11 protein-coding genes and 2 pseudogenes are annotated in these 12,602 nt (G+C 37.9%); 8 read left to right on the plus strand and 5 right to left on the minus strand.

Annotated features, from left to right (window positions below; translation table 11 throughout):
- Positions 1–150 precede the first annotated feature (150 nt).
- Positions 151–1,074 (minus strand): LysR family transcriptional regulator, encoded by a 924-nt coding sequence (locus AC25JC_RS14355; protein WP_486924294.1) that lies wholly within the window; start codon positions 1,072–1,074, stop codon positions 151–153.
- A 139-nt stretch (positions 1,075–1,213) separates the two neighbouring features.
- Here AC25JC_RS14355 and AC25JC_RS14360 point away from each other — a divergent pair, with 139 nt between their 5' ends.
- Genes AC25JC_RS14360 through pcaF form a run of 4 tightly spaced genes read left to right on the plus strand, consistent with a single transcriptional unit; the run spans position 1,214 to position 4,649 of the window.
- A complete protein-coding gene (locus tag AC25JC_RS14360; protein WP_416711927.1) occupies positions 1,214–2,092 on the plus strand; it encodes a dioxygenase family protein in 879 nt (292 codons plus the stop codon).
- Positions 2,089–2,772 (plus strand): 3-oxoacid CoA-transferase subunit A, encoded by a 684-nt coding sequence (locus AC25JC_RS14365; RefSeq protein WP_416711928.1) that lies wholly within the window; start codon positions 2,089–2,091, stop codon positions 2,770–2,772. Before AC25JC_RS14360 ends, AC25JC_RS14365 begins: the two co-directional genes overlap by 4 nt.
- A gap of 2 nt (positions 2,773–2,774) precedes the next feature.
- A complete protein-coding gene (locus AC25JC_RS14370) occupies positions 2,775–3,428 on the plus strand; it encodes a 3-oxoacid CoA-transferase subunit B (RefSeq protein ID WP_416711929.1) in 654 nt (217 codons plus the stop codon).
- Between the two features lie 9 nt (positions 3,429–3,437).
- Complete coding sequence (pcaF, locus tag AC25JC_RS14375) at positions 3,438–4,649, plus strand: 3-oxoadipyl-CoA thiolase (protein WP_486924295.1); 1,212 nt, start codon at positions 3,438–3,440, stop codon at positions 4,647–4,649.
- A gap of 44 nt (positions 4,650–4,693) precedes the next feature.
- Here pcaF and AC25JC_RS14380 read toward each other — a convergent pair whose 3' ends face one another.
- A complete protein-coding gene (locus AC25JC_RS14380; protein WP_486924296.1) occupies positions 4,694–5,596 on the minus strand; it encodes a sugar phosphate isomerase/epimerase family protein in 903 nt (300 codons plus the stop codon).
- Between the two features lie 244 nt (positions 5,597–5,840).
- On the opposite strand from AC25JC_RS14380, the gene AC25JC_RS14385 reads away from it, so the two are divergent.
- The 4 genes from AC25JC_RS14385 to AC25JC_RS14400 all read left to right on the plus strand — a co-directional run bounded on the left by AC25JC_RS14385 (position 5,841) and on the right by AC25JC_RS14400 (position 10,275).
- Complete coding sequence (locus tag AC25JC_RS14385; RefSeq protein ID WP_416711932.1) at positions 5,841–6,206, plus strand: nuclear transport factor 2 family protein; 366 nt, start codon at positions 5,841–5,843, stop codon at positions 6,204–6,206.
- A 12-nt stretch (positions 6,207–6,218) separates the two neighbouring features.
- Positions 6,219–7,286: a maleylacetate reductase gene (locus tag AC25JC_RS14390; protein ID WP_486924297.1), complete on the plus strand. Its 1,068-nt coding sequence runs from the start codon at positions 6,219–6,221 to the stop codon at positions 7,284–7,286.
- A gap of 85 nt (positions 7,287–7,371) precedes the next feature.
- A complete protein-coding gene (locus tag AC25JC_RS14395; RefSeq protein WP_486924298.1) occupies positions 7,372–8,553 on the plus strand; it encodes a carbohydrate porin in 1,182 nt (393 codons plus the stop codon).
- Positions 8,554–8,802: 249 nt separating this feature from the next.
- The gene (locus AC25JC_RS14400) at positions 8,803–10,275 is read left to right on the plus strand and encodes an oxidoreductase (protein ID WP_486924299.1); all 1,473 of its coding nucleotides are present in this window, start codon (positions 8,803–8,805) and stop codon (positions 10,273–10,275) included.
- Positions 10,276–10,283: 8 nt separating this feature from the next.
- Here the strand turns inward: AC25JC_RS14400 and AC25JC_RS14405 are convergent.
- The 3 genes and pseudogenes from AC25JC_RS14405 to AC25JC_RS14415 form a co-directional block, all read right to left on the minus strand.
- Positions 10,284–11,348, minus strand: a pseudogene (locus AC25JC_RS14405) (HNH endonuclease).
- The gene (locus AC25JC_RS14410; RefSeq protein ID WP_486924315.1) at positions 11,335–11,901 is read right to left on the minus strand and encodes a GIY-YIG nuclease family protein; all 567 of its coding nucleotides are present in this window, start codon (positions 11,899–11,901) and stop codon (positions 11,335–11,337) included. Before AC25JC_RS14410 ends, AC25JC_RS14405 begins: the two are co-directional and overlap by 14 nt.
- A gap of 54 nt (positions 11,902–11,955) precedes the next feature.
- Positions 11,956–12,534: pseudogene (locus AC25JC_RS14415) on the minus strand (class I SAM-dependent methyltransferase); the annotation flags it as partial.
- Positions 12,535–12,602 lie beyond the last annotated feature (68 nt).

Consider the following 12,602-nt stretch of genomic DNA (forward strand, 5'->3'; position numbering starts at 1 on the left):
ATTTCAGTTGTATTACTCATTTAAAATTTTGATCTTAAATAAATAATGGGCTTAAACTATCATGAGGGAAACTATCTTGTTCACTAGGAGATATGAAGTTCACCATAGAAAAACAGTATTTCATATAAGAAATTTTTTTTATGAAAACCCTTAATAATGAGAGAAACCAATGGACTGGATACTATTCCAATAACGTTCATATTCCTTTTTAGTAAAGTCATCGATTAGAAAGTCTATAAACAAACGGTTCTTTATAGGCATAAATTGCCGACTTTGAAAAGCAATATTGATCGTTAATTCTGGCAAATGCCAATTTGTAAGAATTGGGATCAGTCTTCCCTCTACAATATCTTGATAAATAATATATAAAGGTTGAATTAATATTCCTGCACCACTTAAGGCGGCTGCTTTAACAATTTGACCATCATTTGTTTCTAACACAGGATCAATTGTGAAATTACAAACTTCGCCTTCTTTTGAAAAACTTAGAACTCTAGGATTATTTGCATGACTATAAAGTAAAATGTCGTGATCTTTTAGCTCTTCAATTGTCTTAGGTTTTCCTCTTTTTTTAATATAGTCATAAGATGCCGCCAAGATTCTACGAGTACTTGCCAATTTTTTAATTGTTAGATTTGAATCGGGTTCAAACTCTCGTGTACGAATCGCAAGATCAATATTACTGTCAATAATATCGTAGTAACGATTTGCACCAACAAGATTAATTTTAATCTTAGGATAAAGCTTATTAAAATGTGGAATCAAAGGTGCAAGATGCATAATCGCAAAAGAAACTGAGGATGTGATCGTCACTGTCCCTTCTGGTTCAACCGCTGATGAGCTAATGGATGATTCTGCTTGATCAATCTCCGCCAGTAAATCCTTACATTTTTTATAATATTCTAATCCAATGTTTGTTAAAGCTAAACGCCGAGTACTCCGTTCAATCAGTCGAACATTCAAACGGCTTTCTAGAGAAACAATATGACGTGTAGCAGCCGCATTTGAAATATCCAATGATTCAGCAGCTTTATTCAAGGTTCCAAGTTCTGCAACTGCAACAAACAGTTCCATGCTAGTGAGTCGGTCCATTGTCATATCTTCCTGATTATTCCTAAAATGAAATAAAGATTTTCCTTACAGCCATTTTATTTCAAATTACATCAGCTTAGCATGAGCAAAATAGGAATATTTCAATTTTTACGGAAAAAATATGAAAAATTTAGACGAAAGAACGATTACCCAAGCAGTCATTGAGCGTAACTCATCATCCAGTAATGAAAGATTAAAAGATATCATGCATTCTCTTGTAAAGCATCTGCATTCATTCGCAAGAGAAATTGAGTTAACTGAAGAAGAATGGGAAATTGGCATCAAATTCTTAACTGACGTAGGCCAAATTTGTAGCCCAACTCGTCAGGAATTTATTTTACTTTCCGATACGTTAGGTTTATCCACCTTAGTCATTGCACAAAACCATAAAAAACCTGTCGGTTGTACTGAAGCAACTGTATTTGGTCCATTCCATGTCCAAAACGCCCCAAAGCTTCCACTTGGCAGTAATATGAGTATTGGAGTGAAAGGCACACCTTGGTTTGTCAAAGGACAAGTGAAAGGAGTTGATGGCAAAATCATTCCTTACGCTGAAATTGAAGCTTGGCAAGCTGATGATGATGGATATTATGATGTCCAAAAAGAGGGTCTGACAGAATATCAAGGTCGAGCTGTTTTTACAGCTAATCAGGAAGGCAAGTATTATTTTGAGACGATTGTGCCCGAAGCCTATCCTATTCCGCATGACGGTCCAGTCGGAAAAATGCTTGAGGCCTTAAATCGCCATCCATGGAGGCCTGCTCATTTACATTTTATGATTAGCGCACCAGGCTATGAACGTTTAGTTACTCATGTATTTAAAGAATCTGGAGAATATTTAGACTCCGATGCAGTGTTTGGTGTTCGTTCCTCTCTCATTGCAGAATGGGTTCGTCATGAGAATGGCACAGATCCAAATGGGCAATTCCACAATACTCCTTTTTACACTTTAAATTTTGATTTTATTCTGAATAATAAAAAGGTAGGCGAAGCATCATGATTGATAAAAGCACCACACTCAAAGAAGCATTATCCCAAATCAAGGATAGTTCAACCATCATGATCGGTGGTTTTGGTACAGCAGGCCAACCAGCCGAATTGATTGATGGATTGATTGAACTCGGTGTCAAAGACTTGGTGATTGTCAATAATAATGCTGGTAATGGCGACTATGGTCTTGCCAAATTATTAAAAACAGGCGCAGTACGTAAAATTATTTGCTCCTTTCCTCGTCAGTCCGATTCATGGGTATTTGATGAGCTTTACCAGGCAGGCAAGATCGAACTGGAACTTGTACCACAAGGTAATCTTGCTTGCCGTATCCAAGCCGCGGGTATGGGCTTAGGTCCAATTTATACGCCAACTGGTTTTGGTACATTATTGGCAGAAGGCAAACCAACACTCAGTTATGAAGGCAAAGATTATGTGTTGGAGTCACCGATCAAAGCTGATTTTGCCTTGATCAAAGCTTATAAGGGCGATCGTTGGGGCAATCTAATTTATCGTAAATCTGCTCGTAACTTTGGTCCAATCATGGCAATGGCAGCCGATGTCACCATTGCGCAAGTGGCTGAAGTGGTTGAGCTGGGCGAGTTAGATCCTGAACATATTATTACCGCAGGCATTTTTGTACAGCATGTGGTGGCAGTCGGTACACCTGAAAACGAGCAAGGAGAATAACAATGAGCTACCAAAAATTAAGCCGTGATCAAATTGCTGAACGTGTGGCGCAGGATATTCCCGATGGTGCGTATGTGAATCTGGGCATTGGTTTACCGACCAAAATTTCAAATTATTTACCTGCCGATAAAGATGTATTTTTACATTCTGAAAATGGTTTGCTAGCTTTTGGTCCGCCGCCAGTAAAAGGTCAAGAAGATCCTGAACTGATTAATGCAGGTAAGGAATACGTCACCATGCTGACAGGCGGGAGCTTTTTTCATCATGGAGATTCCTTTGCCATGATGCGTGGTGGACATTTGGATATTGCGGTTTTGGGTGCTTTTCAGGTTGCAGCCAATGGCGATTTAGCCAACTGGCATACAGGGGCTCAAGATGCCATTCCAGCCGTAGGTGGTGCGATGGATTTGGCGGTGGGGGCTAAAAAAGTCTTTATCACTACGGATCATGTGACCAAAAAAGGTGAACCCAAAATTGTTGAGGAACTGACTTATCCAGTGACAGGCAAGCATTGTGTCGATCGGATTTATACCGATTTGTGCGTGATTGATGTCACCAAAGACGGTTTAAAAGTCCTTGAAAAAGTAGAGGGTTTGAGCTTTGACGAGTTGCAGTCTTTGACTGGTGCAAAACTGATTGATGCGACACAGGGATAGGAACAGATCATGAAAAATGCTTACATTATTGATGCCATTCGTACGCCTTTTGGTCGCTATGCAGGCGGTTTAGCACCTATTCGAGCTGATGATTTGGGTGCAATTCCATTACAAGCCTTGATGCAACGTAATCCAACAGTAGATTGGCAACAGGTTGATGATGTGATTTATGGCTGTGCCAATCAGGCAGGTGAGGACAACCGTAATGTCGGGCGTATGTCGGCATTATTGGCTGGTTTGCCTTATCAAGTGCCTGCAACCACAGTCAATCGTTTATGTGGTTCATCACTGGATGCCATTGCAATGGCAGCTCGTGCGATTAAATCAGGTGAAGCCCATTTAGTGATTGCAGGCGGTGTAGAAAGTATGAGCCGTGCGCCGTATGTGATGGGTAAATCTGAGAGTACATTTGGTCGCAGTCAAAAGATTGAAGATACCACGATGGGTTGGCGTTTTATCAATCCAAAACTTAAAGACATGTATGGTGTCGAAACCATGCCACAAACGGCGGAAAATGTTGCGGAACAGTTCAATATTAACCGTGCTGATCAAGATCAATTTGCTTTAAACAGTCAACAACGTACCGTAGCAGCACAAGCCAAAGGTTATTTTGCCAAAGAAATTATTCCTGTGACGATTCCACAGCGTAAAGGTGATGCGGTTGTGGTAGATAGCGATGAGCATCCACGAGCATCAACCACATTGGAAGCATTGACTAAACTCAAAGGTGTGGTGAAAGCAGAGGGTACAGTCACCGCAGGCAATGCCTCAGGTATTAATGATGGTGCCGCCGCCGTGTTGATTGCGTCAGATGAAGCAGTAACGCAATACAATTTAAAAGCTCGTGCCAAAATTATTGCGTCAACAACGGTGGGGGTTGAACCACGCATTATGGGTTTTGCGCCTGCGCCAGCGATTCAAAAATTACTTAAACACGCCAATATGACTTTGGATCAAATGGATGTGATTGAGTTAAATGAAGCTTTTGCGGCACAAGCCTTAGCATGTACTCGTGAGCTTGGTTTAGCTGATGATGATGCTCGTGTCAATCCAAATGGCGGTGCGATTGCCTTAGGTCATCCATTGGGTGCATCAGGGGCAAGATTAGTAACGACTGCACTCAATCAACTGGAACAAACAGGCGGAAAATTTGCTTTATGTTCAATGTGTATCGGTGTGGGGCAAGGTATTGCACTGATTATTGAAAACTTAAATTCCTAGTTATATTTGCACTGGTGGATGCTCCATCCACCTTATATTTAAATCTAGAATTTCTTTAACGTTATACTATTATTCAACTCGTTTTTGTCAATTTTTGCTTTTCTTAAGAGCTTTTCAATTGAATAGTATGAAAGATAAGCTATCTGCTCTAAACTTTTTCCCTTATTCTCAAAAGAAAATACTTCTGCACAAAGTTCAGTTAATGCTCCTTTATTTTGCAGATATTGAAGCATCTCAATCAGTGGAAATTCGCCATCACCAGGCCATTTCCGAAAGAAACAATCCTCCTCCAATGATACATTGTCTCCTAGTTGTAATAAACCATCGCTAATTTGCACACTATGGATACGTTCAGCAGGCACAACATCAAGCATATTCAATGAAGAGTGGCTTCTAATAAAATGGACAGAATCGAACACCAAACCGCCATATTTAGAACCTGACATTTGAATAATCTTCCATGCTTCTTCTATTGTTTTAATCCCCCACATTGGAATTGGTTCTAAATCACAAATAAGACCGTGCCCATTTGCCATCTGATCAATAAGATAAAAATAATGTGCCAATTCATCAATTGAGTAAAGGTTTGATGGAAAGATTGCATTTAAACTTAAAGTAGACGCTCCTAGATTTGTTGCAATTTCAAAAAACTCACGAGGTGATGTTGAGTGTTCCTCATTAAATTTTTGATCAAAGTTTATTGCCTGCCATTGGGGAACCCAAGTACACAACGGATCTATTCTTGAGAAAACAACCCCCATATCATCTGCCATAGACTTTAAGTCTTGTAAACTTATTCTATTTGCTTGAATAATCCTCTTAACCTCTTGGGGTTGAATGGAAAGAGCTGAGAGACCTGCCTTCTTTGTAGCACGTAACTTATCTTTGATATCTAGATGCAAAACATTAGAAAAAGGCATTATTATTTGTGAAGTTATAATATTCATAAAAATTCCATATAGATTAGGTTCACCTCAATTTAAATACCCCCTAAAAAATAGATAAACCTCAATTTTTAAATTAAGAATTTCATTAATAAAAAATATATAAATTACAAACAATTACCCCACTGTAAAACCAAATAAAAAAGATTCTTTCATTTATGAAAATATATTTTTCCTAATTGATATTTTTTAATTTTCTACAAAAGCTAGGATTAAATATCTAATTTTTTGATGAAATTCTTACACTATGGATGATGCATTAATAGAGAAGCTGGAAGAAGAGCGTTTTAGATCCATTGTTGAAAAGCGATATGAAGATTTTGCAAAGCTTGCTCATCCAGAAATGACTTATACCCATACAACAGGTATCACAGATAGCAAAGAATCGTATCTAAACAAACTGTTTGCAGGTCATTACGATTACAAATGGATTAAACATCCTATTTCGAAAATCCAAATTGTGGGTGATATCGCACTCGTCTTTGGAGAAATGCATTCTAATTTAATCGCAGGAAATGTAGAAAAAAGTTTGAAAAACAAGTCTCTGGCTGTTTGGAAAAAAGAAAATAACGATTGGCTATTTTATGCTTATCAACCAACCCCATTACCTTAAGGGAGCTTCATCATGAACAATGAATTTATCTATGATATTCCACAGAGTCGGGTCATCTTTGGTGCAGGTTCACTTAATAAACTTCAGGAAGAAATTGAACGCTTAGGCGCAAAAAAAGCACTCATCCTCTGTACACCAGAACAAGTTGAATTAGCTGAAAAGATTTCAAATTTACTTGGTAGTGCTTCTGTTGGTGTCTTTCCAAAAGCAGTAATGCATGTACCACTTGAATCTGCACAAGAAGCACGAGAAGTGGCGAGAAAACTTGGAGCTGATTGTGCCGTTGCTGTTGGTGGTGGCTCTACAACAGGTTTAGGTAAAGCAATTGCTTTAGAATATGATCTTCCAATTTTAGCTATTCCCACAACCTATGCAGGCTCTGAAATGACGCCTGTTTATGGCATTACTGAAAACGGTATTAAAAAAACAGGAAAAGATCCTCGTGTTCTACCAAAGACCGTAATTTATGATCCTGAATTAACCCTTACCCTACCATTAGAAATGTCGATTACGAGTGGTATCAATGCCATTGCACATGCAGCAGAAGGTTTATATGCTCAAAATGGCAATCCAATTATGTCACTTCTTGCTGAAGAAGGTATCCGAGCGCTCGCTGAAGGCCTAAAGAAATTAAAAACAGATTCACAAAATATTGAAGCAAGAAGTCTCTGCTTATATGGTGCATGGCTATGTGGATATGTACTTGGTAATGTTGGTATGGCAATCCACCATAAACTTTGTCATACCTTGGGAGGTAGTTTCAATCTTCCTCATGCACCAACCCATACTGTCGTGTTGCCTCATGCCATTGCTTACAATGAAAAAGCAGTTCCTGAAGCAATGTTAAGAATTAAACGTGCATTAGGTGTAACTGAAGGCACCGCTGCCCAAGCTCTTTTCCAACTCATTTCAGAGCTAGATGTCCCAACAGCACTATCATCATTAGGTTTAACCCAAGCAGATTTAGATAAAGCCACAGACATTGCTTTATCAAACCCATATTGGAATCCAGAACCTATTGAAAAAAATGCAATTCGCCATTTATTACAAAATGCTTTTGAAGGCAATCAACCGAATTAATTAAATCCCCCCATTAGTACCTATCTATACCTGAATTTTAGGGATAGATAGGTCCATTTTTTTTCAAAAAAAGGAACTTTTGAAGATGAAAATAACATCATTATTTTTAGCAATAACAATCATAACTGTACCTCAATTTTCAATGGGAGCTGAAATACATGGTTATTTCCGTACAGGCATGGGAACAACCAATAATGGTCATACACAAGAATGTTTTCAATTAACTGGATCTCCCTCTAAATATCGTCTAGGAAATGAATGTGAGCAATATGGAGAACTTTTTGCCTCACAAAATTTAATAACGCTATCGGATAATTCTAAAATCAATATTAACGGAATGGCTCAGTTTTATAACCAATATGGACAAACATTGAGCTTTAATGGTGATAATGGCTATACACGTATGAGCCAAATCTATTTGGACTGGACCAATGTTTCATTCTTAAATGGAGGAAACTTCTGGGCAGGAAGAAGATATTACAACCGAAATGATAGCCATATGTCAGACTTTTTCTATTGGAATCAAAGTGGTACAGGATTTGGTATAGATCATTATCAATTAAAGAATTTCGCATTAAGCTATGTTTTCTCAAGAAAGGATAACCTCTTTCAAGAGGATTATATTAATCGACATGACATCACAGTCAGTGATTTAGTCATAAATGATCAGAATAAACTAAATATAGGATTATCTTATATTGACGATAAGAATGATGGATGGGCATTGACTCTACAGACTATCACCTCAGATGTATTGAATGGTAAAAATACGATTGCACTCCAATATGGCGAAGGACCTGGTACAGGTTTGGGTTATACAGGTGATGTCCATCTTAATCGTCATAATACATCTTTCCGATTTGTGGATGTACTGGATTGGGAAACAGAAAATAAGAACTTCAACGGTCAGGCTCAAATCATTTATCAAAAAAATATTGCTCAAGCGTCTCCAAATAATGAATGGCTATCCATGGGTTCAAGAACTGCCTACGTGTTGAGTGATCATTTTAAAATTTCCGCTGAAGTTGGTTTTGACCAAATTAAAACAGATCAAGAAAAAAGAAATCTAACCAAATTAACTTTTGCTCCAACATGGTCACCGAAAGGCACTAGATTTTATGACCGACCAGAACTTCGCTTTTACTACACTCATGCTTTCTGGAATGACAGAGAACAAAAATTAAGAGACCAAATTGCGCCAGAAAATGATTTTGCTCAAGTTTCGCATGGTTCTAATTTTGGTATTCAGCTCGAATATGGGTGGTAAAACACTTATTTTTCGAAATTCTACATTAGAGCTCAAGGAACCTTTAGAAATTATTTCTACCTTTCGTTCCAAAATTGAAGCACGAAAAATGGAGCTATTAGGAGCTGAGGGCTTAATTGATACGCCATATGAACCACACCATGATACACCATGATACACCATGATGAAGAGATACCAATGTTGGTAGAGAAACTGAAAAGCCAGCTTTCGACTCAAGTACCGTCGTATATGTCTTAAGAATAAATTTATATGATTTGGTTAATTTTTTTCGTGGTGACAATTTTAGGCTATAGCAGTTTTATTTTTATTAGAAAGATAAAACTGCATCGTAGTCGCTGTGAGCATATCCGTGCAAGTTTACATTTACCTACAGAAAATCAGAAAAATGATTATTCAGTTTTTTTTCCAGCAGGCTTAGCTATCGGTGAGTATTTATGGCAAGTTTACAGTATTGATCCAAGTGTAATTAAAGCCGTCGATTTTAGTAGCCAGGAAGAGTTAAATTCAGCATTAGATGTCTCAAATTATTTAATGTTGAATATGTTAGAGAAAGATGAAACTTCTTTATCAGGCTTTAGAAATCGTCTAATCGGTTATATTGGCGAACAAAAAGTAAGTGATCTGTTAGATAGACAAACCCATGAAATTGTCTGGGCTAGCACATCCAATCAAGAAGTCTGGGACTTAAAAATTGACGGTGATCTCGTAAATGTCAAAACCATTCTAGATATAGACAGCATTAAAATGACAGCTTTGGCACATCCAGATGTGACTTATTTAGTGCCTGAAGATACCTATCAAAATATTGGAATAGATAATATACAGCCATTAGAAGGTTTGAGTCATGCCGATATATCGCAACAATTTGACTCTACCATCGAACAGGCAAATGGTAATGCTGCCTTAGATTCATTCGATCTACATTTGCCTATTGCAAGCGGAATAGCTGCATTCAATGAAAGACAACGTTTATTAAAAGCCGGTGGAGATGAAAACTCGATAAATAAGAACGTTCTTATCGACTTTTCTTCCAAAACTGTAGGGAGTCTGACCATGGCAAAAGTTGGTGCATCCATCGGGCTTGGTTTAGGGAGTCTTGTGTTTATGCCAGTTATTGGAGGTGTTATAGGAGCAGGAGTTGGCGCATTAATCGGTTCAAAAGTGGGAGGTGGCTTTGGTAAAAAGATCAAAGAGTTAGAATTACAAAAAGAAAAGCTTCGTTTGGAACAAATGCTGGATAAATTTGGTCTTCAATACTTACCGTATATTAAAAAATTAAAACACCAAGCTAGTATACCCTTACAAAAGCAAAAGCAAAAGCAAAAGCAAAAGCAAGCATTTCAACTAATCGAACAGAGATACAGTCAATATCTAACATCACAAAAATGGAAACATTATTTTTTCCCCGATTTAAATTTTATTTTTTATGATGAGCTAAAAAAAATAGCTAAGAACAACTTAGATAAGTCTTCTACCAAATTTCAAAATATCGAAAATACACTTATGGCTATAGAAAATGAGAAAAACTCAAAAGCATTGGCAATCTTAGTATTAAATAGCATTTATTTACGTGATTTCCTTCATATAGATTTGGTGCAAATTAAAAAAATTTATGACCAGAAACGTAAAATATATATTGAAAGGTACAAATTATATCCTGATCAATTTCCATTGACCCAAGATATCATCAACTACAATAAACTATATAAACAAGGGATCTAAGGTCTTTCTTATAAACCAATAGATCGAAAAATTTGCTTATCTTTTCCGCCCAACCAAACTAAATACTCATTCTCTATTGCCTGCTTATACGCCCAGTCGGCAACCCGATGCGAACGTTGCAGATCGGTTAGAAAACCTAATTGAGAAATTTCTCGAATAATCGATTGATCATGCAGATGATTACGCTCCTGCCACTGATGTAAGAATTGCTGTGATGCTAAATAATTACTTTTTTGCGAGTTGCATTTTTCATCTGCCAGAACAAAATTATGTCCGGTATCAGCAGGATATAAAGACCATGGAATAAAATGATCCACTGCATATTTTGAATTTTTGAGACTTTTTCCACAGTAAAAACACTGGCATTGCTGTAAGTCAATTAAGAAGTCCGCGACCTGCCCCAATTGGTTACGACTTGGAGCAAACATGAATTCATCTAGGTCAGGTAACCCATCTAATACAGCCAAGTTCTGCTTATTCAGCCGGACAAAATCAATCCAGCGCTTCTGGCAAAGCTCTTCAATAATTTCACTAAACTGTCTCAAACAATACATCACTTTGGGTAAAAGCTTGAGGGACTGTATTGAGTCTTCAAGGCAATAGAGAAATTCTACCGTTTGACCATTCAGATTCTGCAAATATACTACCGGCATTTGCTTTACCGTTGTCGCAACTGTTCGCTTCAGCCTGTTCCATTAAAGTACATCCTTTCTCAACGCGGCCAAGGTCTTGAATTGTTGCTGTGCATTCTGAATTTCACCGATGATCTTTGCCTGCTTACCAGTGCTTTGATGAATAGTAAAAGGCTTGTATTGGTTAAACTGAAACGGCAGTGACTGTTTCCAGTACAGGTCAATAAACTTTTCAGCAATATCCTGATATTCCAAATGCAAGGCAGCACCAGTATCTTGACCCTGTTCAATCGCCAGACGCGTGATACTTATCAGCAAAGCAAACTTATATGTCGAAGTAAAAGTCCCTGACTGCAATATCTGCTGAATATGCTTCAAGAATTTCAGCTGCTCGTTGGGTGTAGGTTTATTATTTTCTATAAAGTGATCATCCTGCCACATGTTGAAGCTTCACCTGTCTTTGTAATCCTGCTTCCGTAGCGATTTCCATCATTTTCGCATTTTGAATGGCTTTTTTACGCATAGCTGAAAGGGTTTCTTTAAACTCGTGCTGATTACCTTTCAAATTGAGTGGCAGTATCGTTTGTTCAAAAACCTTTTCCTCAACATTCCAAGGTTCTTCACAAATTATCCAGGACACATATGCATTATCTTCAAGCCATGCATCCAGCCATTGCTCACCTGAATGCGTGAAAGTCATACGATTACCTGACCCTACTCTTCTAAGCGGATACCCACTCATCTCAGCCAGAAGTATGCCCAATGTTCGTCTTAGTGTTGAACCTTCTGCGTTACCTGTAAAGTGTGTTTTAAGCCGTATTCTCAAGTTTGATTTACTATTTGGTTTAGTCTTTTTGTCAGGCGATATGCCAACATACAACAAAGTGTATTCTTGATACCTTATACAGTTTTTTGTTGGGATTCCCGGTGGATTTGTTTTGAACCACCAAAAATAAATCCCGTGTTCTGCAGGAATCAAAGAGGGCTCTTTCATTAACTCGGCACGACTGTATAAACGCTGTGGGTAATAATCAAAAGCATGTGATTGCTTTTTCCATATTACGTTGATCCACTCTTCTGTACGGTCTGGACGTTTATCTACAGTAATCCATTGCTGTAACAGTAAAGCCTGATCTATTTGTTTGAGTAAGTCGTAAGCTTGTTGCTCATTCAAGTCAGTAAAGCTGCGCCCTTCTTTCTCACGGTCTGTATCGCCATATTTAAAAGACATATAACACACACCATTTGGCTTTAATGCTTTAAATATGCGCGCCAGGACTTCAGTCAGGCGATCTCTTTCACAGTGCAAAAGAGAAGCACAAGCTCAAATCCCATCATACTTAGCTAGTTCATTCAGCTCATAAAAACTTTGCTGACGTACCTCGATGCCTGTCAGCTCTCTCGCCTTTTCAACCAGCTCGGCAGAATAATCAATTGCCTCAACTTGATAGCCTTTTTTCTTAAATGCCAAAGTGTCCCGCCCCGAGCCACAGCCCAAATCCAAGATCAATGCCTGTTCGGGCAAATATCTTAGAAATGGTGCGTAAAGACTTTCCATCTCAACCTGATAGGTATTTTCAAAAAATGCTTGAGCATGTTGATTGTAATAATTTGATGTTTGATTCATTGTCTAAAAGCCAATATCTTATGTTAAAGAACATACTGATATTTCACTAGATAAGTCAAATGATCAGT

Source organism: Acinetobacter sp. P37, assembly GCF_057480965.1.

Coding starts and splice junctions, on each gene's coding strand:
- AC25JC_RS14400 (WP_486924299.1), top strand. CDS start 8,803: ATGATTTGGTTAATTTTTTTCGTGGTGACAATTTTAGGCTATAGCAGT.
- AC25JC_RS14380 (WP_486924296.1), bottom strand. CDS start 5,596: ATGAATATTATAACTTCACAAATAATAATGCCTTTTTCTAATGTTTTG.
- AC25JC_RS14385 (WP_416711932.1), top strand. CDS start 5,841: ATGGATGATGCATTAATAGAGAAGCTGGAAGAAGAGCGTTTTAGATCC.
- pcaF (WP_486924295.1), top strand. CDS start 3,438: ATGAAAAATGCTTACATTATTGATGCCATTCGTACGCCTTTTGGTCGC.
- AC25JC_RS14390 (WP_486924297.1), top strand. CDS start 6,219: ATGAACAATGAATTTATCTATGATATTCCACAGAGTCGGGTCATCTTT.
- AC25JC_RS14370 (WP_416711929.1), top strand. CDS start 2,775: ATGAGCTACCAAAAATTAAGCCGTGATCAAATTGCTGAACGTGTGGCG.
- AC25JC_RS14365 (WP_416711928.1), top strand. CDS start 2,089: ATGATTGATAAAAGCACCACACTCAAAGAAGCATTATCCCAAATCAAG.
- AC25JC_RS14355 (WP_486924294.1), bottom strand. CDS start 1,074: ATGGAACTGTTTGTTGCAGTTGCAGAACTTGGAACCTTGAATAAAGCT.
- AC25JC_RS14395 (WP_486924298.1), top strand. CDS start 7,372: ATGAAAATAACATCATTATTTTTAGCAATAACAATCATAACTGTACCT.
- AC25JC_RS14360 (WP_416711927.1), top strand. CDS start 1,214: ATGAAAAATTTAGACGAAAGAACGATTACCCAAGCAGTCATTGAGCGT.
- AC25JC_RS14410 (WP_486924315.1), bottom strand. CDS start 11,901: ATGAAAGAGCCCTCTTTGATTCCTGCAGAACACGGGATTTATTTTTGG.